Below are 20,704 nucleotides of genomic sequence, written 5' to 3' on the forward strand. Positions count from 1 at the left end.
CGGTTACCTTGGATGGAGCAGAGGTCCGGAATCGGCGGCCTGCTGTGCATCAACGAGGGGGACGAACAGATGTCGAGATCGATCAGGTCCATGCTGTGCGTGACAGCGGCGGCGGTGTTGTTCGCGGCGGGGTGTGCCCACACGGTGGCCGGTAGTGCGCTTCCGGATGCGGCCGGGCTCGCCGGCACCGGCACCGCACCGGGGTCGCAGCCCGCCGGTCCCGGCGGGTCGACGCCAGGTGGCTCGCGGGCCGGGACGACTGCTCCGGGGACCAGCGCGACGCAGACTCCTCGACCGCCCACCACCGCCCCCGGCGGCCGGTCTTCGGGCTCGGGCGCGCCTTCGTCCTCGACCGGTCCGCGCACCTCCGGCCCGCAGACCACCGGCCCGCAGGCCACCGCTGGGACCGGCGCCCCCTATCCGACGGCTCCGGGTCAGTACTACAAGAACCCGCGGACGCAGGCCAGCGCGAACCTGCTGGAAGCCCGCCGCATCGCGACCCGCCTCCTGGTGCCCACCCTGATCGATCCCCGCTACAACCGGGGGGGCGACCTGTCGACGTTGCCGCTCCGCGGGCCGTCTGCCCTGTCGGTCCTGTTCGCCGCGCCCGTCCCCGCGGTGGCCCAACGGGCCGGCATGATCACCGGATTCTCGTCGGCCAGGTCGGACGCAGCCGGCAACGGCATGGTGGTGGCCGCCTTCGAGTTCCCCTCTGGGGCGCAGGCCACTGCGGCGGTGGCACCACTCGCCGCAGCGTCGGCCAACAAGTCCACCGACCGGGGGGCGGCGGTGCTGGCCGGACTACCCGCGGCGGCCGGGTGGTTCGGCACGGCCGCGGGCGGCAAGTCCTACTTCCAGTCCTTCGTGGCCCAGGGCCGCATGGTGCTGTACGTATATCTCGACGGTTCGTCGACCGACCTGTCCACACCGGCCCAGCAGGCCGCGCTGGCCGAGAAGGTCCTCGAGAAGCAGATGGTCTACATGCCCCTGCTCCAACCCACCCCTCCCGCCGACCTGATGAAGCTGCTGGTCGATCCTGATTCCATGCTCGCGCACACGCTTCCGAACAAGGACGGCGATGCCACCGTGCGCGACGGGATCTACACCGCAGCCGCCGACCTCCACTTCGACAGCGACCCCGTCGGTACCAAGGCCCTGTTCGGCCAGGTCGGCGTGGACGAGGTCGCCCACGGCCGGGCGACCCTCTACCGGGCCAGGGACGCCGCCGCTGCACTCGTGCTGCGTGACAGCTTCGTGGCGTCCACCCAGAAGGCGGTGGCCGGGATGCAGCCCTACACGCTGACCTCGAGTGTGCCGTCGGCCAGGTGCATCCAGCAGGCACTGAACACCACCTACTACTGTGTGGGGACCGCGGGCCGCTACGCCTGGGAGGTCAGCGCGAGCAGCCAGGCGGACATCAATGCCGCGATGTCGTCGCAGGCTGCGATCCTCAAGGGCTTCTGACGTCCGCGATTTTGACCTCACCGCCAAGGCACGGTAACCTTGACTTTCGGTGTGCCACTGCGCCGTCATGACGGTTTCAGATCTTGAAGCGGTTTCAGATCATGGAGCAAGTGGTCATCAGTTGTGTTGTGCGTCGCCTCACGAACGTGAACCTTTCGGACTCCGAACCGGGACTGCTCCCGGGTCTGCCCGCCGGATCATCGCAGCGGGGGATTCCGGCGGTCGGCGCAGCACATCACCCAGGTTTCCCTCGTCAGGGGGGTACCGCTCGCCGCGGGTGTCATCCCCGCAGCGTGAACATACTGATCAATAGACCGTGATTTCGAGAGACAGAGGCATATCCGTGCGCACGTACAGCCCCAAGCCCGGCGACGTCACCCACGCCTGGCACGTGATCGACGCGACCGACGTCGTGCTCGGCCGGCTGGCCAGCCAGTCCGCGCAGCTGCTTCGCGGCAAGCACAAGGCGATCTACGCGCCGCACGTCGACACCGGAGACTTCGTCGTCATCATCAATGCCGAGAAGGTCGCCATCTCCGGCAACAAGCGGGACGGCAAGTTCCTCTACCGCCACTCCGGCCAGCCGGGCGGCCTGCGCAAGCAGAGCGTCGGCGAGCTGCTCGACACCCGCGCCGATCTGCTGGTCGAGAAGGCCATCATCGGGATGCTGCCGCACAACTCGCTGGGCCGTTCGATGGCCCGCAAGCTCAAGGTCTACGTCGGCTCCGACCACCCGCACACCGCGCAGCAGCCCCAGCCGTTCGACATCATCCAGGTCGCCCAGTAGGACATGTCGAAGTTCGGCGGAGCCCTTCGGCCCGCCACCTGAAATCCGCAGCACCTGAAACCCGCAGCACCTTCACCCGCAGCACGAAGACATTGAGAAGAGCGAGTCAGTGAGCGAAACTCCCGAGATCGTCGAAGCCGACGAGGCCGACCTGGATGCATCCGCCGAAGACGGTGCCACCGAGTACACGTCCGAGTCCGAGGACGCACCAGTCATCGTCCCGACCGTCGTCAAGGTCGCCGTCGACCGCCCGGTGCAGACCGTCGGGCGTCGTAAGGAGGCCGTCGTCCGCGTCCGCCTGACCCCGGGGACCGGCGTGTTCACTCTGAACGGCCGCACGATGGACAACTACTTCCCCAACAAGGTGCACCAGCAGCTCATCAAGGAGCCGCTGGTCCAGCTCGAGAAGGACGGCATCTACGACGTCCACGCGAAGCTGCACGGCGGTGGGGTGTCCGGCCAGGCCGGTGCGCTGCGCCTCGGCATCGCCCGCGCCCTGATCGAGCTCGACGAGACCGATCGTCCCGCGATGAAGAAGTCTGGCTTCCTGACCCGTGACGCCCGGGCCACCGAGCGCAAGAAGTACGGCCTCAAGAAGGCCCGCAAGGCCCCCCAGTACTCCAAGCGCTGATCCACCGCGCATGGGCCGGCTCTTCGGAACCGATGGTGTGCGAGGTCTGGCCAACGCCGATCTGACACCGTCCATTGCGCTTTCGCTGGCGACCTCGGCCGCCCGCGTCCTGATCGACCAGGCTCTGCTCCGGCAGGGTGCGGTCGGAACGGACCGGGCGGCCGAGTCGTCTCCGGAAGACAGGATCAGCGGGTCGGCGGACCCCGTGCGTCGCTCGGTGGCGGTCGTCGGGCGTGACCCCCGGGCCAGCGGCGAGATGCTCGAAGCCGCGGTCGCTGCCGGCCTGGCGTCGGCCGGCGTCGACGTGCTCCTGCTCGGGGTGGTGCCGACCCCGGCGGTGGCGTTCCTGACCGGCGAGCTGGGCGCCGATCTCGGGGTGGTGATCTCCGCCTCGCACAATTCGATGCCCGACAACGGGATCAAGATCTTCGCGGCCGGCGGCGTCAAGCTCGACGACTCCGTCGAGGACGCGATCGAGACCGACATGCAGGCAGAGCGGACGCTGCCCACCGGTGCGGGCGTGGGGCGCATCACCTCGGCCGCCTCGTCGATCGACCGGTATCTCGAACACCTGCAGGCCTGCACCCCGCACTCGCTGACGGGCGTCAAGGTCGTGGTCGACTGCGCCAACGGCGCCTCCTTCGCCACTGCGCCGGAGGCCTATCGACGCGCGGGGGCCGAGGTCGTCGTCATCGCCGGTGATCCGGACGGCCTCAACATCAACGACGGGGTCGGATCCACCCACCTCGACCACGTCCGGGCTGCGGTGCTGGAGCACGGAGCAGACCTCGGGATCGCCCATGACGGCGACGCAGACCGGTGTCTGGCCATCGATGCCGCCGGGAACGACGTCGACGGGGACTCCATCCTTGCCATCCTTGCCGTCGCCCTGGACGTCCGCGGGAAGCTGGCCGCGTCCACCGTGGTCAGCACGGTGATGGCCAACATCGGTTTCCACCAGGCGATGGCCGAGGCCGGTATCACCGTCGTCACGACGGGCGTCGGTGACCGGTACGTCCTGGAAGAGATGCGCTCCGGCGGATTCAGCCTGGGCGGCGAGCAGTCAGGGCACCTGGTGCTGGCCGAGCAGGCCACCACCGGTGACGGGCTGCTCACGGCACTGCATCTGATGGCGGAGATGGCTTCCACCGGAAAGAGTCTCGCCCAGCTCGCCGCCCGCGTGGTGCGTTTCCCGCAGATCCTGATCAACGTGAAGGTCCGCGACAAGGCAGCGGTCGCCGCGTCCGGTGCGGTGGCCTCGTCCGTGCTGGAGGCCGAACGGGAACTGGGCGGTCTCGGCCGGATCCTGCTCCGTCCGTCGGGGACGGAACCCCTGGTCCGGGTGATGGTCGAGGCGGCCACGGCCGACCAGGCCAGGCTCGTCGCCGAACGGGTGGCGACCGTCGTCGCACAGGTGACCGGCTGACCCAGCCGGCCCGGGTGCCGCTACTCGGCGCGGACCTCGTCGAGGTCCTCGAGAGTGGTGCCCCTGACCTTGCCCTTGAGCTCGTCGGCGAGCTGCTCACCGTCGGTCAGGTGACGCAGCAGGAACGCCGTGGCCAGCAGCCGGACCAGGTGCTGGATCCGCTTCTCGTTGCCCGAGCCGGTCAGCGTCGAGCTCCAGTGCGAGCCTTCCGCGAGCCCGAGATGGCTGGCCCCCTTGACGGTGCGGAGCTGGGCCTCGCCGGCCCACGCCGCGGCGATCGAGCTTCCGTCACCCTCTGCCATGTCATCGTCTGCGCCGATCAGGTGCAGTCCGGGGACGCGCACCCTGGCTGCGGCCTCGACCGCCGACGGGTGGGTGGCGGCGGCGGTCACCGTCACCACCGCGCCGATGCCCGATCGGGCGGCGGCCGCGAGAACCGCTGCGCCGCCACCGATGGAGTGCCCGATGACGCCCAGCTTCTGCGGGTCCACCCGCACCCGGCCGTTGCCGAGCTTGCCGGTGGCGACCAGGTCGAGCGCCGCGGTCAGGTCCATGGCCATGGCGCCGTGGGAGGGAATCGGACCCCGCTCGGTGTCCGGAGCCACGACGACGAAGCCCCAGGACGCAAGGAAGCGCATCGTGTCCGAGTAACGCCGGGCCGGTTGCAGCCAGCCGTGCGACAGCGCGACGGCGGGGAGGCCGCGGCCGGAGGTGGGCGCGAACACCAGGCCCGGCATGCCCGCATCGGCCAGGTTGCCGGCCGCCACCCGGTGCGGGCCGCGGTGGGACAGGTATTCCAAGGACGGATGATCGATGCTGATCGACGATTTCTTGCCGAACGGCGGCATCTGGATCCTCCTGGTCGGGTTCTGAGGGCGCTGAGGGCACTGACGGCGCTCACGGCGGGCATCTGGCACCCGCGCGGGCGTGTTCTCGTACAGTATTGCTGGCGTCGGCCGGTCGGTGGTGAAGGCGTGGTGGCGGCAGCAGTTCGCGGTACCGGTGCCGACGTCCGGAACGATCTTCGAGGGGGCACGGACGATGGTTGCGGACCAGGCGGGTGCCGGCTTCGCGGAAACTCTGAGGCGGTTGATCATGGCGCGTTTCCCGCTCCTGTCGATCGCCACGGCCGAGGAGTCCAGGGTGATCAGCGAGATCGCGTCGGTGGCTGGGGACCGGGCCCAGTTGATCCCGCAGCGTCAGGTCTACCGATGGTCGACCTCCGACGGGTTCGCCGCGCTCGGACAGGTCGGCAACCCCGAGACCCGGACCCCGATCGCCGCCCTCGCGGCCGCCACCGCGCTGACCACGGCGAGCGTCGTCGTGATGGTCGACCTCCATCCCTGGCTGGGCACCGGCAGCCAGTTGCCGGACACCCAGGTGGTCAGGGCGCTCAAGGACACCGCCCGGCTGTTCGCCGACGGCAAGGTGCCCAGGACCCTCGTCCTGGTCTCTCCGACCCCCCGAATTCCGTCGGACCTGGAGGCCCTGGTGACGGTGGTCGACTTCCCGCTCCCCACCGAGCGTCAGATCCGTGAGCTGCTGGACCGCAAGATCAAGCTCAACACCGAGTCCAAGGTCCTGACGGTGGACCTGGCCGACGACGCCCTCGAGCGGCTGGCGAAGGCGGCCCTCGGGTTGACGGCGCTGGAGGCGGAGAACGCCTTCGCCAGGGCGATGGTCGACGACAACCACCTCTCCGCAGGCGATGTCGAGATCGTGCAGCAGGAGAAGGGCCAGATCGTCCGCAAGTCCGGCGTACTGGAGATGATCACCTCCACGGTGAAGCTCAGTGATGTCGGTGGGCTGGGGAACCTGAAGACCTGGTTGACCAAGCGGTCCGGATCCTGGCTGGACGAGGCCGCCCTCTACGGTCTCCCGGCACCGAAAGGCGTGCTGGTGACGGGTGTTCCGGGCTGCGGAAAATCGCTCACGGCGAAGGCGATGGCCAGCGCATGGTCGCTGCCGCTGCTGCGGCTGGACATCGGCCGGGTTTTCGGGGGGCTGGTGGGTGAGAGCGAGCAGAACATGCGGACCGCCCTTCGTACCGCCGAGGCCGTCGCCCCCTGCGTGATGTGGATCGACGAGATCGAGAAAGGCTTTGCCGCAGGCGCTTCCGGGACCGGGGACTCGGGGACCTCGGCCCGGGTCTTCGGTACGTTCCTGACCTGGATGCAGGAGAAGACGTCAGCGGTGTTCGTCATGGCGACCGCCAACAACATCTCCCTGCTGCCGCCCGAGTTCCTGCGCAAGGGGCGGTTCGACGAGATCTTCTTCATCGACCTGCCCACCACGGTCGAACGGAAGACCATCTTCGCCCTGCACATCGGGGCGCGGCTGGAGGCGGGGCCTGCGCTCGGGGACCTGCCCGTCGACGACGCACTGCTGGACGGACTGGCCGCGCTCACCGAGGGGTACTCCGGCGCCGAGATCGAGCAGTCGGTCATCTCGGCCTGCTTCGACGCGTTCGACGGACGTCGCGCCCTTGTCGCAGACGACCTGCAACGCGCCATCACCAACACCGTTCCGCTGTCCATCACCCAGGCCGAGCAGATCCAGGCGTTGCGCGCCTGGGCCAACGTCCGCGCCGTGGCCGCGTCCGCCCCGCAGGACAGGGCCGGCTACCTGACGCCGGGCGAGGATGCCGCCGGGCCCGCCGTCGATCCGGAGGCCACCCGGTCGCGGGGCGGCCGGATCGTGGCCGGGGCCTGACCGGGCGGGCCGATCGGGGGATTCTTGCCCGGTCGAATGACATCGTGGTGCCCCAGCGTGACCACGGGTCGTCCGGTGTGCCACCGATGGCGTGCCGGCTGCGTCGGACGGCCTCGGCGTCAGGACGAACCGTTAGCCTGATGACCATGTGCGGAATCGTCGGATACACCGGTCCACGTCAGGCACTGCCGCAGATCCTGGCGGGCCTCCGGCGTCTTGAGTACCGCGGGTACGACTCCGCCGGGGTGGCCGTCCTGGACAGGGCGGGCGAGCTGCACACCGCCAAGAAGGCCGGTGTCCTGGCCAACCTCGAGGCCTACATCGACACCGGTGCGGTGGCGCTCGAGGGCACCACCGGCATGGGTCACACGCGCTGGGCCACCCACGGCGGCCCGACCGACCGCAACGCGCACCCGCACACCGACGCGTCCGGTCGGACGGCCGTCATCCACAACGGCATCATCGAGAACTTTCCGGTGCTGCGGGCCGAGCTCGAGCGGGCCGGGATCGAGTTGGCCAGCGACACCGACACCGAGGTCGTCGCGCACCTGCTCGGTGCGGCGTACGCGTCCGGCCCCACCGCCGGCGACCTGCCCGCATCGATGGCCGCCACCTGCCGCCGGCTGGTGGGCGCGTTCACGCTGGTGGCCACCCACGCCGACGTCCCCGACCTGCTGGTCGCGGCCCGGCGGAACTCACCCCTGGTGATCGGCGTCGGCGACGGCGAGATGTTCCTGGCCTCGGACGTGGCCGCCTTCATCGAGCACACCAGGGAGGCCGTCGAACTCGGCCAGGACCAGATGGTGGTGATCACACCGGCCGGCTACGAGGTCACCTCGTTCCGGCCGGGCGAATCGGCCACCACCGACTTCCGGCCCTTCCACGTCGACTGGGACCTGGCCGCCGCCGAGAAGGGCGGCCACCAGTTCTTCATGGACAAGGAGATCCTGGAACAGCCGGCGGCCGTGGAGGACACCCTGCGGGGGCACTTCGACGGCACCCGCATCGTGCTGGACGAGCAACGGCTCGGCGAGGACGAACTGCGCACCATCGACAAGGTCTTCGTGGTGGCCTGCGGGTCGTCCTACCACTCCGGGCTGGTGGCCAAGTACGCGATCGAGCACTGGACGCGGCTCCCCGTCGAGGTGGAACTGGCCAGCGAGTTCCGCTACCGCGACCCGGTGCTGGACCGCGACACGCTGGTCGTCGCGATCACCCAGTCCGGCGAGACGGCCGACGTGCTGGAGGCGGTCCGGCACGCCCGCCGCCAGCGTGCGCGGGTGCTGGCCGTCTGCAACACCAACGGGTCGCAGATCCCCCGCGAGTCCGATGCCGTCGTCTACACGCACGCCGGTCCCGAGGTGGGGGTGGCCTCGACCAAGGGTTTCCTGGCGCAGGTGACGGCCAATCTTCTCGTCGGACTGGCCCTGGCCCAGGCGCGCGGCACCAAGTACGCCGACGAGGTCGGCCGCGAGTACGACACGCTGCTGGAGATGCCCGACGCGGTCGCGCAGACGCTCGCGCTGATGGATCCGGTCCGGAGGCTCGGCCGGGAGATCGCCGATTCGAAGGCGGTGCTGTTCCTCGGCCGTCACGTCGGGTTCCCGATCGCGCTCGAGGGCGCGCTCAAGCTCAAGGAACTCGCCTACATGCACGCAGAGGGGTTTGCCGCCGGTGAGTTGAAGCACGGTCCCATCGCGCTGATCGAGGAGGGCCTCCCGGTGGTCGTCATCACGCCGTCGCCCAAGGCGCAGCCCCTGCTGCACAGCAAGTTGCTGTCCAACATCCGGGAGATCCAGGCCCGCGGGGCCCGCACCATCGTGATCGGCGAGGAGGGTGACGAGACGGTCGCCCCGTTCGCCGACTTCATGCTCGAACTGCCCAGGGTCCCCGCCCTGCTGCAACCGTTGGTCGCCACCGTTCCGCTGCAGATCCTGGCCGCCGAGATCGCCAGGACCCGTGGGTACGACATCGACAAGCCGCGCAACCTCGCCAAGTCCGTCACGGTCGAATAGTGATAGCGGACGTGCCGGGCGGTCACGTCGTCATCGGCGTCGGTATCGATGTCGTTGCGGTGGAACGCTTTGCCGAGTCCCTCCGGCGGACCCCGTCGCTGCGGGCGAGGCTGTTCGCGCCCTCGGAGCTGACGAACGACGCCGGCGCTCCGCGGCGCGCGACGTCGCTGGCCGGCCGGTTCGCGGTCAAGGAGGCGGTGGCCAAAGCGCTCGGGGTACCGCGGGGGATGGAATGGCATGACTGCACGGTGATCTCGGAGTCCTCGGGACGACCCTTGCTGGTGCCGACCGGCACGGTACTGGCGGCGGCGGTCGAGCTCGGTGTCACCGCATGGCGGCTGTCGCTCTCGCACGACGCCGGGATCGCCGCCGCGGTGGTCCTCGCCCTGGGTCGGCCCGGATGATTCCCGCCTACTCCGTCGAGCAGATCCGAGCCGCCGAAGCCGTTGCGCTGCAGGATGTCCACGACGATTCGGTCATGCGGCGGGCCTCCTACGAGATCGCCATGGCGGTGCTGGACCGGGTGCGGCCGGTGGTCGGGGCCACGGTCGTGCTGCTGGTCGGGCCCGGCAACAACGGCGGGGACGCGCTGTACGCCGGCGCAACGCTTCGTCGTCGTCAGATGGCCGTCACCGCAGTCCTTCTCGACGCAGCCAGGGCGCACGCCGGCGCTCTGGCCGCGCTGCGCCGCGCCGGTGGGCGGGTCCTCGAGGCGTCCGATCCGTCGCTGGAGGTGGTGCTGGCCGGCGCGGACGTGGTGATCGACGGACTGCTGGGCCTTGCGGGCCGACCCCCGATGCGGCCGGGCGTCCTGCGTCTGGTCGAGAAAGCGAACGCAGCAAGGGGTCTGAAGGTCGCCGTCGATCTGCCGACCGGCATCGACCCCGACTCCGGGCGTGCCGAGGTGGCCTTCCGGGCCGACGTGACGGTGACCTTCGGCGGGCTGAAGACCGCCCTGCTGATCGCCGACGCCTTCGCGGGGGCGGTGGTCGTCGCCGACCTCGGATTCGAGCCGCTCGGCGCGCAGACGTTCAGCCTGACGGACCTGGACGTCAGGGCGATGCTCCCTGATCCGGGCCGGGCCGGCGACAAGTTCAGCGGTGGCGTGCCCGGCATCGTGGCCGGTTCCCGGCAGTACCCAGGGGCGGCGATCCTTTCGGTCGGCGGGGCGGTCAACACCCGGCCCGGAATGGTCCGCTACGCCGGCCCGCAGGCGCAGGCGGTGGTGAGCCGCTGGCCGGAGGTGGTGGCCGCCGACGAACCGGAGGGGGCCGGCCCGGTGCAGGCCTGGGTGGCCGGGCCGGGGATGGGTACCGACACCGAATCCGGGGCCAGGCTCCGAGCGGTGATGGAATCCGACGTCCCGGTGCTGGTCGACGCAGACGGCCTCACCCTGCTGGCCGGGCGCCGCTCGCTGCTGGAGGATCGTCGTGGACGGCCGACCCTGCTGACCCCCCACGACCGCGAGTTCGCCCGCCTGTTCCCCGATCTCGACCTCTCGGACCGCCTGGGGTCGGTGCGCGCGGCGGCCGCGGCATCGGGCGCCACCGTCCTGCTGAAGGGACATCGGACGCTGATCGCCGATCCGGGGGGAAGGGTCGCGGTCAACACCACCGGCTCGTCCTGGCTGGCCACGGCCGGATCCGGCGACGTGCTCTCCGGAATCATCGGCTCGCTGCTGGCCGGCGGGCTGACCGCCTGGGAGGCAGCAGCCGCGGGTGCGCACCTGCACGGCAGGGCGGGGGAGCGGGCCGCGGCCGACCGGGCGCCGGGGGCGACTGCCCTCTGGGACCGGATCCGGGTGCCCGGCTTCTGAGTCGCCCCGGCTCTCTCCAGTGGCAGCAGGACGTGGTTCCATCGTCAGGTGACCACCCAGATCCGCGCCGAGGCCGTCATCGACCTCGCTGCGATCGAGCACAACGTCCGGTGGCTCCTGCAGGTGGCCAGGAACTCGAACCCGGCCGCCGAGCTGATGGCCGTCGTCAAGGCCGACGCCTACGGGCACGGGGCGGTGCCGGTCGCCGAGGCCGCGCGGCGGGCGGGAGCCCTCGCTCTCGGCGTGGCCACCCCCGGCGAGGGTCTTGCACTGGTCGCGGCCGGGTTGGAGGCCACCGCGGACCGGCCGATCGTCGCCTGGCTGTGGGTGCCGGGGCAGGACATCCGACCCGCGATCGCGGCCGGTGTGCAGTTGGTGGTCTCGTCGCCGCTGCAGCTGGCTGCGGTGCTCGAGGCCGCCGGTCAGGCGCCGGGCGGCCGGGCCGACCTGCACCTCAAGATCGACACCGGGCTGGGCCGGGGAGGCTCGACCCCGGCTGATTTTCCCGCCCTGGTGAACGATGCGGCCAGGGCGCAGCGACGCGGCCGGATCCGCGTCGTCGGGCTGATGAGCCACCTCGCGTCCGCGGACCTGCCGGACGACGGGTCGGTGACGGACCAGATCAGCGCGTTCCGGCGGGCCTGCGCCGTCGCCGAAGCCGCCGGGCTGAACCCGAGATGGCGTCATCTGGCCAACACCCCCGGCACGTTGGCGTGGCCCGCGGCCACCTTCGACCTCGTCAGGTGCGGCATCGGGATGTACGGGATCAGCCCGTTCGAGCACGAGGTTCCGGATCTGCTCCCGGCGATGACGCTGCGCGCCGGGGTCGCGCTGGTCAAACGGGTGCCGGCCGATCACGGGGTGTCCTACGGCCTCACCTACCGCACGACGCAGGAGACCACTCTCGCGCTGGTGCCGATCGGTTACGCGGACGGCATCCCGCGAGCCGCCGGCGCCCGGGGCCAGGTGCTCCTGGGCGGGACACGGCGCGGCATCGCCGGCCGGATCGCGATGGACCAGTTCGTCGTGGACTGCGGCGAGGATGCCGTGGCGGTGGGGGACGAGGTGATCATCTTCGGGCCCGGCACCAGCGGCGAACCCACGGCGACCGAATGGGCCGACGCGGCCGGCACGATCGCCTACGAGATCGTCACCAGAATCTCCGTGCGGGTTCCGCGGAGGTATGTTGGGCACCCTGCCGACGATCCCGTTCCGATCGGTGGAGGAATGGACGAGGGATCCACGTGAGCACCTGGGGCAAGATCATCGGGGCCGCCTCGATCACCACCGGAGTGATCGGCGCGGCCGCGCTGGGCGGGGTGACCGCGCAGCGACGTGCCGTCCGGAAGTTCCGCGCCCCCTCCGGTGACGACGCCCCCGGCTACGACAGCCTGGCCGCGGACCGGACCTACTCGGTGATCGCCGACGACGGCGTCGTGCTCCACGTCGAGGAGGTCGGCCCGGAGAACGCGCCCCTGACGGTGATCTTCGGCCACGGTTGGACGCTGCGGTCCGGTTCGTGGCACTACCAACGGATCGGATTGGCAGGCAAGGGATTCGGCGCCGGCGGCAGAGGCCCGTCGGCCCGCCTGGTCTTCTTCGACCAGCGTTCGCACGGCCGATCCACGCGGGCCGGTTCCGATCACGTCGCGATGAGCGACCTGGCCGGCGACCTTGCCTCGGTGATCGGCACGGCGGCCCCGGACGGTCCGGTCGTGCTGATCGGCCACTCGATGGGCGGCATGGCGCTGATCACGCTGGCCGGCCTGCGACCGCAACTGTTCGCCGACCGGGTGGCCGGAGTCGGGTTGGTGTCGACGTCGGCCGGCGAGGTCAGGAGCCTGCCGGTGTCCCGCGCCCTGCTGTCGACCAACAGCCTGCTGCTCAAGATCGCCGGCGGTGCGGCCGCCCGCTACCCGAAACTGATCGAACGCGGCCGCGCCGGCAGTCGCGACGCCGTCTGGCTGCTGACCAGGGCGCTCGGGTTCGCGCAGAAGGACGTACCCGGGGAGATGGTGGACTACCTCGACGAGATGATCTCGGCCACCCCGATCGACGTCATCACCGACTTCCTCCCGGCGCTGATGTCTCTCGAGCAGATGAGCTCGCTGGCGGTGTTCGCCGACCTGCCGGTCGTCGTCATCTGCGGTGATGCGGACCGGCAAACGCCGCTGTCCCGGTCGAGGGCCATTGCCGAGGCGCTCCCGGACGCCGAACTCGTGGTCATCGCCGGTGCCGGTCACATGGCGATGATGGAGCGCCCGGACATCGTCAACGAAGCGCTGCGCAGACTGCTGTCCCGGGCCGTGGTGCATGCCAGGTCCATCGCCCGGAAGTCCGGGTGAGTCGGCGTGCACGCTGAGCCGGACCCCGCCCCCGCCGCACCCGCCGACCTGACGCTGGAGTTGCCCACCCTGGCGCACACGCTGGCTCTCGGTGCGGCGCTCGGTCGGCGTCTGACCGCCGGGGATCTGGTCATCCTGTCGGGTTCGCTCGGCGCCGGCAAGACGGCGTTGACCAAGGGCATCGGCGCCGGGATGGGGGTCGCCGGGGTGATCACGTCCCCGACGTTCGTGCTGGCCAGGGTGCATCCGGCCGCGCCGGGGGGCGTCCCGCTGGTGCACGTGGACGCGTACCGGCTCTCCGGAACCGTCGAACTCGACGATCTGGATCTGGACACCGATCTGACCGCGTCGGCGGTGGTCGTCGAGTGGGGGGAGGGCATCGCAGACGGGCTCGCCGACGCGCGCCTGGTGGTCCACCTGGAACGCCTGCCCGACGACACCAGGGTCGCGACGCTGACCCCGATCGGCGGCGACTGGGCCGAGCGGTCGGCCGGACTCGAGCATCTCCCGGACCCGGGCGTCTCCCGGATCTGAACGCCCCCTCGTCGGGAACTAGCGAATGCGGGTCCTGGCGGTCCGCACGCCGAGCACGAGGATGGCCGCGCCGACGATCGCGATGACGGCGCCCGCGTAGATCCAGAAGTGGTTGTTCGTCATCGGGCTGCCCTTGACGAGGCCGCTCCCCTGCAGCAGGAACAGCAGTCCGAACACGGTGATCAAGCCACCGACGGCCATCAGGAGGGTCCGCTTCATCGTTGCTCGATTCGTTGCCGGGGAGGAGACCTCCTCACAGTAACCGAGCGTCCGGCGGGAACCTGGTCCGCGCACGATCCGGCCCGAAACCGCCTGCTGTGCAGCAGCTACAGGATGACGGACCCAGTGCGGCGGGTGGTCAGCGTGATCGTGGACGGCAGGGTCGAACTCGCATTGTTCTCGGCCACGGCGCTGTGCGACGGCGTCAGGGCTGCGGAGGCGGCGGAGGCGGCCGGGACGGCCAGGATCACGGCACCGGCCGCGATGCCGGCCGTCATGATGCCGCGCAGGCGGCCGATCCGTCGGGGCCGTGTCGCGGCTGCCGTGACGCCGGTGGTGGCATTGAGCAGGTCCTGGGTGATCTCGTAGGCGGTCATGAGTTCACTCTGGGCCCGGCACCCAGGTGGATCCTTTGCTGCTGCTGGATGCTTCCTGTGAGGGCTGGACGGACGTGATGCTCAGCTCAGTGACGGGCCGGGGTGCTGGCCCTGACGACGACCTCACCGGGGACGGTCAGCGCCACCGGTTCCTGGCCGTCGACCTGGTCCAGGGCGAGTTCCAGGGCGCGACGGCCGATCCGCACCAACGGAAGTCGCACGGTCGTCAGCGGCGGCTGGACGTCGCGCAGGGTGGCGATGTCGTCGAAGCCGGCCAGCGCCATGTCCTGCGGCACCTGGTGCCCCTGTTCGCGCAGGGCCGCCATCGCGCCGACCGCCATCACGTCGTTCACCGCGAAGACGGCCTGCACCTCGACCTCCCGGTCCAGCAGTTCCGTCATGGCGACGTAGCCGCCGTCACGGGTCAACTGGGTGGCGATGACGTTCTCGTCCGGCAGTTCGTGTCCGCAGTCGGCCAGGCCCTCCCGGAAGCCGGCCAGCCGTTCCTCGCTGGTGAGCAGGTATTCGGGGCCGGCCAGCACGGCAAAGGACCGGTAACCCTGGCTCCACAGCACCCGCGCCAGACGTCTGGCCCCACCGGCGTTCTCGAGCACCAGGGTATTGACGGGCAACGCCTTCTGGCCGATCGCGGCCACATGCCCGCCGGCGGCGGTGATCCCGGCGACCTCGGCCGCCAGCCGGTCCTGCAGGTCGCCGTCGGAAAAGCGCGAGCCGGCCAGGATGACGGCCCTGGCCCGCTGCCGTCGCAGCGCCTCGACGTGGCGGATCTCGGTCTCCTGGTCCCACATCGTCGAGGCGATCGTGACGATCAGGTCGCGTTCGGCGGCCACCGCCATCACTCCGGAGGCGATCGCCGCGGCGAACGGGTCGGCGATGTCGTGCACGATCAGTCCGACCGTCGTGGTGGTCCCACGGACCATGGCCTGGGCGTTGGCGTTGGGGGAGTAGTCCAGGTCGGACGCGGCCTGCAGCACCTTGGCCTTGAGATCGGCCCTGACCGTCCGGCCGGCCGCACCCGACAGGGCACGGGACGCGGTCGCCAGCGAGACACCCGCGGCGCGCGCCACGTCGGCGAGGGTCACCAGTTCGGCCATGGACCTGCGGTCCTCTCCCCGTTGTCGGAGCACTCGCGAGCCTCGTCGGACCGGCCCTGTTCCAGGCGGTGGACAGCACCGGCACCGTGATCAACCGACCATAGGGCGTACCGACGCCGGCCCGCGCGAAATGGGGGCAACGGCACCCTGCGCCTTAGAATCCACGCGTGCTGCTGCTCGCCATCGATACCTCGACCCCTGCCGTCACCGCGGCGGTGCTGTCGCTGCTCCGTCCGCACGAGCTGGCTCTCGACCCGTCCGCGCGCGCCGAGCCTGTCACCCTGCTCTCCGAGCACACGGTGACCGATCCCTTCGCGCACGCCGAGAAGTTGATGCCGCTGGTGCAGCAGGCCCTGGCCGAGTCGGGGAAGGCTCTCGCCGATCTGGACGCAGTGGTGATCGGCCTCGGGCCGGGTCCGTTCACCGGGCTCCGGGTGGGTGTCGCGACCGCGCAGGCGCTGGGCGACGCGCTCGACATCCCGGTCCACGGCGTCGGTTCGCACGACGCGATCGCCCGCAGCCAACCGCCGGGACCGTCCGATCACGCTGATTTCCTGGTGGTGACGGATGCGCGCCGACGGGAGGTCTACCTGTCCGCCTACTCCGCGAGCGGGGCGCGGCTGTTCGGACCGGCGCCGATCACCCCGGTCGCCGCGCCGGCCGCGCTGGCCTCGGCCGGCGTCACGGCGGGGCGCATGATCGGTCCGGGAACGCAGCTGCTGGCCCCCGTCCTGCCGCTGCCGGTACCGGCGCCGACCGGCCACCTCGGGACCGGTCTGGTGCTGGCGGCGGCGAGGGCACTGCTCACCGGGGTGGTGCCGGGCCCGCTGGCACCGCTGTACCTCCGGCGCCCCGATGCCACCGCACCCGGACCCCGCAAGTCGGTGCTGGGGCGGTGACCGCAGCACCAGGGGCGCAGGCGACCCCCGAACCGATGCGCTGGTGGGACATCGAGCAGGTGGCCGCTCTGGAGATCCTGCTGTTCCCGACCGATTCGCCCTGGACCCCGGCGATGTTCTGGTCCGAACTCGCCGCCGGGCACCACTACGTGGTCGTTCGCGGGGAGAACGGACTGGTCGAGGGATATGCGGGTCTGGCCAGGGCTGCGACGGAGGCCGAGGTGCAGACGATCGGGGTGCGGCCGGGAAGTCAGGGCGCCGGCCTGGGGCGCACGTTGTTCACCGACCTGCTGGCCGCCGCGGGCGACCGCCGGATCCTGCTCGACGTCCGGACCGACAACATCGCGGCGATCGGTCTGTACGAGTCGTCCGGGTTCACCAGGATCGGGTTGCGCCGGCGCTACTACCAGCCCAGCGGGGCCGATGCCTACACGATGGAGAAACGGGCATGACGACTTCAGAAGCCCCCGGCGTCGTCAGGCTGGGGCCGGGCGCGGTGATTCTCGGGATCGAGTCCTCCTGCGACGAGACCGGCGCCGGCCTGGTCCGGCTGACCGACGCGGGACCCGAACTGCTCGGCCAGGAGATCGCCTCCAGCTCCGACCAGCACGCGCGCTTCGGCGGGGTCGTGCCGGAGATCGCCTCCCGGGCCCATCTCGAGGCGATGACCCACACCGTCAGGACCGCGTTCGCCCGGAGCGACATCGCACCGGGGCGGGTGGATGCGATCGCCGTGACCAGCGGGCCCGGTCTGGCCGGCGCGCTGCTCGTCGGGGTGGCCGCAGCCAAGGCCTACGCCGCGGCCTGGGACGTGCCGCTGTTCGGGGTCAACCACCTGGCCGGCCACGTCGCGGCCGACACGCTCGAGCACGGCCCGCTGCCCCGGCCGACCCTCGCGCTGCTGGTGTCCGGCGGCCACACCCAGTTGCTGCGGATCGACGACCTGGCCGGCCGGATCACCGAGGTCGGCACCACCGTCGACGACGCGGCGGGCGAGGCGTACGACAAGGTGGCCCGGCTCCTCGGGCTGGGCTACCCTGGCGGTCCGATCATCGATCAACTGGCGGCGGCAGGTGACCCGGCCGCGATCCGGTTCCCCCGCGGACTGACCGGCCCGCAGGATGCGCCCTACGACTTCTCGTTCTCCGGGTTGAAGACAGCCGTCGCCCGGTTCGTCGAGAGCATCGAGCGGGCCGGCGGTTCGGTGCCGGTCGAGGACGTGTGCGCCTCGTTCCAGGAGGCGGTGGCCGATGTGCTGACGGCCAAGACCGTCAGGGCGGCCACCGATCTCGGGATCGGGACCGTCGTCGTCGCCGGCGGGGTCGCGGCGAACGGCCGGTTGCGGGCCCTGGCCCGGGAACGTTGTGCCGCAGCGGGTCTGGCCCTGCGCATTCCGCGTCCCGGGCTGTGCACCGACAACGGCGCGATGATCGCGGCGGTGGGCGCCCACCTGGTCGCCGCCGGGGCGCGCCCGTCCGGTCCGTTCCTGACGGGCGACCCGGCGATGCCCGTCGCCCGGGTGCTGGCCGACTGACCGTGCGCCCGGCGGGGTCGGGGAGCGGCGCATACTGCTTGCCGAACCACGAGCCCAGGAGGGGACAAGATGGGTAGCTCAGGCCCCGGGATCTTCGAAAACGATGCGGCACAGGGCTTTCTGGTCTCGCTGCAGGCGGCCCGGCCGACCGACGTCGGCGATCTGATCTCCGCTGCACTGCGCAGGGTGGCCCAGGCCGAGCAGCCGCTGGCCATTGCGGACGTGCAGTCGGCGCTGGTGGCGCTGGCCCTTCTGCTGGCCGAATTCGACGGTGACGTGCTGGTCGGGGCGAACGACCCGACTGCGGTCGCGGCCTGGTTCGTCGACCTGGAGATCGAGCTCACCCCGTCCCGCCGGCAGCTGGCCGGGGCTGCCCTCAACCGCATCCTGCTGGCCCAGGACAACGAGTGGGCGACCCGGTGGGCCGGGTCGGAGCAGGGGCAGCAGGCCCGCTCGACGGTCAAGGGTCTGCGGGATCTGCTGGCCGATTCGGCGGTCCAGGAGTAGGTCGCCCGGTGGCCCGGAGAATAAACCGACCCCCGGGTTGAGACCTGGCACTCTCGTGGCTAGAGTGCTAGTTGCACGGTGCAGCGACGGCCCGGCTCCCGCGACGACGGGCCTGCCATTGCTCCGTCGGCCGACGTGTACCTGCGCCGGTCAGCAGTGCTCCCAGGTTCGTCCGCAGACTCTTTTCAGACCCCAGAAGGGGGAGATCACACCGTGAGCGTGAAGATCCAGCCGCTCGAGGACAAGATCCTCGTCCAGGCCAACGAAGCCGAGACGACGACCGCCTCCGGCATCGTCATCCCCGATACCGCCAAGGAAAAGCCGCAGGAGGGCACCGTCCTCGCTGTCGGACCGGGCCGTATCGATGACAACGGCAACCGGGTTCCGGTCGATGTCGCCGAAGGTGACGTCGTCATCTACTCCAAGTACGGCGGGACCGAGGTCAAGTACTCGGGCCAGGAGTACCTGATCCTGTCGGCACGCGACGTGCTCGCCAAGGTCACCAAGTGACCTCTGGTCGCTGATCCATGCCTGCGCCCCGGCTTCCGCTCATCGCGGGGTCGGGGCGTAGGTGTTTCACCCGTTCATCCCTGGCAACATTCATCTCCCGCACCATCTGACGAAGGACTGGCATAACCATGGCGAAGCAGATCAGCTTCGACTCCGAGGCCCGGTCGGCGCTGCAGCGCGGCGTCGACAAGCTGGCCGACGCGGTCAAGATCACCCTCGGCCCGCGTGGCCGGTATGTGGTGTTGGACAAGAAGTTCGGTGGCCCGACGGTCACCAACGACGGTGTCACCATTGCGCGCGAGATCGACCTGGACGACGCCAACGAGAACCTCGGCGCCCAGTTGGCCAAGACGGCGGCCACGAAGACCAACGACGTCGCCGGCGACGGCACGACGACGGCCACCGTGCTGGCCCAGGCGCTCGTCACCGAGGGCCTGCGCAACGTGGCCGCCGGCGCCGACCCGCTGGCGCTGCGCTCCGGCATCTCCAAGGCGGCCGACAAGGTCATCTCGATCCTCGAGTCCCGCGCCACCCCGGTGGCCGGTGACCGTGCCGCGATCGCCCAGGTGGGCACCATCGCCTCGCGCGACACCCACATCGGCGATCTGCTCGGCGAGGCCATCGACAAGGTCGGCGCCGACGGTGTCGTCACCGTCGAGGAGCACGGTGGCCAGACCATCGAGCTCGAGTACACCGACGGCGTGCAGTTCGACAAGGGTTACATCTCACCGCATTTCGCTACGGATCCGGAAGCCGCCGAGGCCGTTCTGGAGGACGCCGGCGTCCTGCTGGTCCGCGACAAGATCTCGGCCCTGTCGGATCTGCTGCCCCTGCTGGAGAAGGTGCTGGCCGAGTCGAAGCCGCTGTTGATCGTGGCCGAGGACGTCGAGGGCGAGGCCCTGTCCACCCTCGTGGTCAACGCGATCCGCAAGACCTTCAAGGTCGTCGCGGTCAAGTCGCCGTACTTCGGCGACCGCCGCAAGAACTTCATGCAGGACCTCGCCATCGTCACCGGTGCCGAGGTCGTCTCACCGGAGGTCGGGCTCAAGCTCAAGGACGTCGGACTGGAGGTGCTCGGCTCGGTTCGCCGGGTCACCGTCACCAAGGACGGGACGACGATCGTCGACGGCGGCGGCAGCAAGCAGGCCATCGCAGACCGCGTCTCGCAGATCAAGGCCGAGATCGACGCGACGGATTCGGACTGGGACAAGGAGAAACTGCAGGAGCGGCTGGCCAAGCTGGCCGGCGGCGTCGCCGTGATCAAGGTCGGCGCCGCCACCGAGACCGAGGCCAAGGAACGCAAGCACCGCATCGAGGATGCGGTGGCCGCCACCAAGGCAGCGGTCGCCGAGGGCATCATCGCCGGTGGTGGGTCGGCGCTGGTCCACGCATCACTGGAACTGGATGCGCTCGAGGCCGAACTGGGTGGTGACGAGGGCACCGGTGTCGCCATCGTCCGCAAGGCCCTTCGCGCGCCCGCCTTCTGGATCGCGGCCAACGCGGGCCAGGAGGGTTCGGTGGTCGTCAACAAGATCGCCGATCTCCCGGTCGGTCATGGATACGACGCCGCCGGCGACGTCTTCACCGATCTGATCGCTGCCGGCATCATCGATCCGGTGAAGGTCACCAAGTCGGCCGTCGCGAACGCGGCGTCGATCGCTGGCATGGTGCTGACCACGGCCAGCACCGTGACGGACATCCCGGAGCGGGAGACGGCCGCGGCCGGCGGTCACGGCGGCCACGGCCACCAGCACTGATCGGTGAACACCGCCACCTCGGGTGGCACGTCGGAACGGTCGGCGACGACGAAGCG

General features: G+C 70.5%; 21 protein-coding genes. 17 read left to right on the top strand and 4 right to left on the bottom strand.

Annotated features, from left to right (window positions below; genetic code table 11):
* Positions 1–12: 12 nt before the first annotated feature.
* From H7F38_RS10360 to glmM, 4 genes are all read left to right on the top strand, one after another.
* Positions 13–1,464, top strand: a complete 1,452-nt coding sequence (locus tag H7F38_RS10360; RefSeq protein WP_187093980.1) for a hypothetical protein — start codon at positions 13–15, stop codon at positions 1,462–1,464.
* A 343-nt stretch (positions 1,465–1,807) separates the two neighbouring features.
* Entirely contained in the window at positions 1,808–2,251 is a 444-nt protein-coding gene (gene rplM / locus H7F38_RS10365) for a 50S ribosomal protein L13 (RefSeq protein ID WP_187093981.1), read from the top strand.
* Between the two features lie 109 nt (positions 2,252–2,360).
* Positions 2,361–2,882, top strand: coding sequence for a 30S ribosomal protein S9 (rpsI, locus tag H7F38_RS10370; protein WP_222618579.1), 522 nt, complete (start codon positions 2,361–2,363; stop codon positions 2,880–2,882).
* 10 nt (positions 2,883–2,892) lie between these two features.
* Positions 2,893–4,308, top strand: a complete 1,416-nt coding sequence (gene glmM / locus H7F38_RS10375; protein ID WP_187093982.1) for a phosphoglucosamine mutase — start codon at positions 2,893–2,895, stop codon at positions 4,306–4,308.
* A 20-nt stretch (positions 4,309–4,328) separates the two neighbouring features.
* Here the strand turns inward: glmM and H7F38_RS10380 are convergent, their stop codons facing one another.
* Complete coding sequence (locus H7F38_RS10380; protein WP_187093983.1) at positions 4,329–5,156, bottom strand: dienelactone hydrolase family protein; 828 nt, start codon at positions 5,154–5,156, stop codon at positions 4,329–4,331.
* 193 nt (positions 5,157–5,349) lie between these two features.
* Between H7F38_RS10380 and H7F38_RS10385 the strand changes: the two genes are divergently transcribed.
* The 7 genes from H7F38_RS10385 (at position 5,350) to tsaE (ending at position 13,730) form a co-directional block, all read left to right on the top strand.
* Positions 5,350–7,020, top strand: coding sequence for an AAA family ATPase (locus tag H7F38_RS10385; RefSeq protein ID WP_187094609.1), 1,671 nt, complete (start codon positions 5,350–5,352; stop codon positions 7,018–7,020).
* Between the two features lie 146 nt (positions 7,021–7,166).
* Positions 7,167–9,035, top strand: coding sequence for a glutamine--fructose-6-phosphate transaminase (isomerizing) (glmS, locus tag H7F38_RS10390; protein ID WP_187093984.1), 1,869 nt, complete (start codon positions 7,167–7,169; stop codon positions 9,033–9,035).
* A 2-nt stretch (positions 9,036–9,037) separates the two neighbouring features.
* Positions 9,038–9,439 carry a holo-ACP synthase gene (locus tag H7F38_RS10395; RefSeq protein ID WP_370531359.1) on the top strand — a complete coding sequence of 134 codons (402 nt, stop codon included), beginning with the start codon at positions 9,038–9,040 and terminating at the stop codon, positions 9,437–9,439.
* On the top strand, positions 9,436–10,851 hold the full coding sequence (locus tag H7F38_RS10400; RefSeq protein ID WP_187093985.1) for an NAD(P)H-hydrate dehydratase: 1,416 nt from the start codon (positions 9,436–9,438) through the stop codon (positions 10,849–10,851). Before H7F38_RS10395 ends, H7F38_RS10400 begins: the two co-directional genes overlap by 4 nt.
* Positions 10,852–10,899: 48 nt before the next feature.
* Positions 10,900–12,099, top strand: coding sequence for an alanine racemase (gene alr / locus H7F38_RS10405; protein ID WP_222618580.1), 1,200 nt, complete (start codon positions 10,900–10,902; stop codon positions 12,097–12,099).
* Positions 12,096–13,196 (top strand): alpha/beta fold hydrolase, encoded by a 1,101-nt coding sequence (locus H7F38_RS10410; RefSeq protein ID WP_187093986.1) that lies wholly within the window; start codon positions 12,096–12,098, stop codon positions 13,194–13,196. Before alr ends, H7F38_RS10410 begins: the two co-directional genes overlap by 4 nt.
* Positions 13,197–13,202: 6 nt before the next feature.
* Complete coding sequence (tsaE, locus tag H7F38_RS10415; protein WP_255498322.1) at positions 13,203–13,730, top strand: tRNA (adenosine(37)-N6)-threonylcarbamoyltransferase complex ATPase subunit type 1 TsaE; 528 nt, start codon at positions 13,203–13,205, stop codon at positions 13,728–13,730.
* 18 nt (positions 13,731–13,748) lie between these two features.
* On the opposite strand, the gene H7F38_RS10420 is transcribed toward tsaE, so the two are convergent.
* From H7F38_RS10420 to H7F38_RS10430, 3 genes are all read right to left on the bottom strand, one after another.
* Complete coding sequence (locus H7F38_RS10420) at positions 13,749–13,949, bottom strand: hypothetical protein (protein ID WP_187093987.1); 201 nt, start codon at positions 13,947–13,949, stop codon at positions 13,749–13,751.
* A 107-nt stretch (positions 13,950–14,056) separates the two neighbouring features.
* Complete coding sequence (locus H7F38_RS10425) at positions 14,057–14,326, bottom strand: hypothetical protein (protein ID WP_187093988.1); 270 nt, start codon at positions 14,324–14,326, stop codon at positions 14,057–14,059.
* An 86-nt stretch (positions 14,327–14,412) separates the two neighbouring features.
* Entirely contained in the window at positions 14,413–15,441 is a 1,029-nt protein-coding gene (locus H7F38_RS10430) for a LacI family DNA-binding transcriptional regulator (RefSeq protein WP_187093989.1), read from the bottom strand.
* 167 nt (positions 15,442–15,608) lie between these two features.
* On the opposite strand from H7F38_RS10430, the gene tsaB reads away from it, so the two are divergent.
* The 6 genes from tsaB (at position 15,609) to groL (ending at position 20,648) form a co-directional block, all read left to right on the top strand.
* The gene (gene tsaB / locus H7F38_RS10435) at positions 15,609–16,340 is read left to right on the top strand and encodes a tRNA (adenosine(37)-N6)-threonylcarbamoyltransferase complex dimerization subunit type 1 TsaB (protein ID WP_187093990.1); all 732 of its coding nucleotides are present in this window, start codon (positions 15,609–15,611) and stop codon (positions 16,338–16,340) included.
* Complete coding sequence (gene rimI, locus H7F38_RS10440; protein WP_255498323.1) at positions 16,337–16,792, top strand: ribosomal protein S18-alanine N-acetyltransferase; 456 nt, start codon at positions 16,337–16,339, stop codon at positions 16,790–16,792. Before tsaB ends, rimI begins: the two co-directional genes overlap by 4 nt.
* A complete protein-coding gene (tsaD, locus tag H7F38_RS10445; RefSeq protein WP_187093991.1) occupies positions 16,789–17,874 on the top strand; it encodes a tRNA (adenosine(37)-N6)-threonylcarbamoyltransferase complex transferase subunit TsaD in 1,086 nt (361 codons plus the stop codon). The genes rimI and tsaD overlap by 4 nt, the downstream gene beginning before the upstream one ends.
* 69 nt (positions 17,875–17,943) lie before the next feature.
* On the top strand, positions 17,944–18,381 hold the full coding sequence (locus tag H7F38_RS10450) for a DUF4259 domain-containing protein (RefSeq protein ID WP_187093992.1): 438 nt from the start codon (positions 17,944–17,946) through the stop codon (positions 18,379–18,381).
* 213 nt (positions 18,382–18,594) lie between these two features.
* Entirely contained in the window at positions 18,595–18,891 is a 297-nt protein-coding gene (gene groES, locus H7F38_RS10455; protein ID WP_187093993.1) for a co-chaperone GroES, read from the top strand.
* A gap of 128 nt (positions 18,892–19,019) precedes the next feature.
* The gene (gene groL / locus H7F38_RS10460; protein ID WP_187093994.1) at positions 19,020–20,648 is read left to right on the top strand and encodes a chaperonin GroEL; all 1,629 of its coding nucleotides are present in this window, start codon (positions 19,020–19,022) and stop codon (positions 20,646–20,648) included.
* Positions 20,649–20,704 lie beyond the last annotated feature (56 nt).

It is taken from the genome of Nakamurella sp. PAMC28650, from assembly GCF_014303395.1.
In the GTDB taxonomy this organism is placed as follows: Bacteria; Actinomycetota; Actinomycetes; order Mycobacteriales; family Nakamurellaceae; genus Nakamurella.

Coding starts and splice junctions, on each gene's coding strand:
- H7F38_RS10360 (WP_187093980.1), top strand. CDS start 13: ATGGAGCAGAGGTCCGGAATCGGCGGCCTGCTGTGCATCAACGAGGGG.
- glmM (WP_187093982.1), top strand. CDS start 2,893: ATGGGCCGGCTCTTCGGAACCGATGGTGTGCGAGGTCTGGCCAACGCC.
- H7F38_RS10380 (WP_187093983.1), bottom strand. CDS start 5,156: ATGCCGCCGTTCGGCAAGAAATCGTCGATCAGCATCGATCATCCGTCC.
- H7F38_RS10385 (WP_187094609.1), top strand. CDS start 5,350: ATGGTTGCGGACCAGGCGGGTGCCGGCTTCGCGGAAACTCTGAGGCGG.
- glmS (WP_187093984.1), top strand. CDS start 7,167: ATGTGCGGAATCGTCGGATACACCGGTCCACGTCAGGCACTGCCGCAG.
- H7F38_RS10400 (WP_187093985.1), top strand. CDS start 9,436: ATGATTCCCGCCTACTCCGTCGAGCAGATCCGAGCCGCCGAAGCCGTT.
- H7F38_RS10420 (WP_187093987.1), bottom strand. CDS start 13,949: ATGAAGCGGACCCTCCTGATGGCCGTCGGTGGCTTGATCACCGTGTTC.
- H7F38_RS10425 (WP_187093988.1), bottom strand. CDS start 14,326: ATGACCGCCTACGAGATCACCCAGGACCTGCTCAATGCCACCACCGGC.
- H7F38_RS10430 (WP_187093989.1), bottom strand. CDS start 15,441: ATGGCCGAACTGGTGACCCTCGCCGACGTGGCGCGCGCCGCGGGTGTC.
- tsaD (WP_187093991.1), top strand. CDS start 16,789: ATGACGACTTCAGAAGCCCCCGGCGTCGTCAGGCTGGGGCCGGGCGCG.
- H7F38_RS10450 (WP_187093992.1), top strand. CDS start 17,944: ATGGGTAGCTCAGGCCCCGGGATCTTCGAAAACGATGCGGCACAGGGC.
- groL (WP_187093994.1), top strand. CDS start 19,020: ATGGCGAAGCAGATCAGCTTCGACTCCGAGGCCCGGTCGGCGCTGCAG.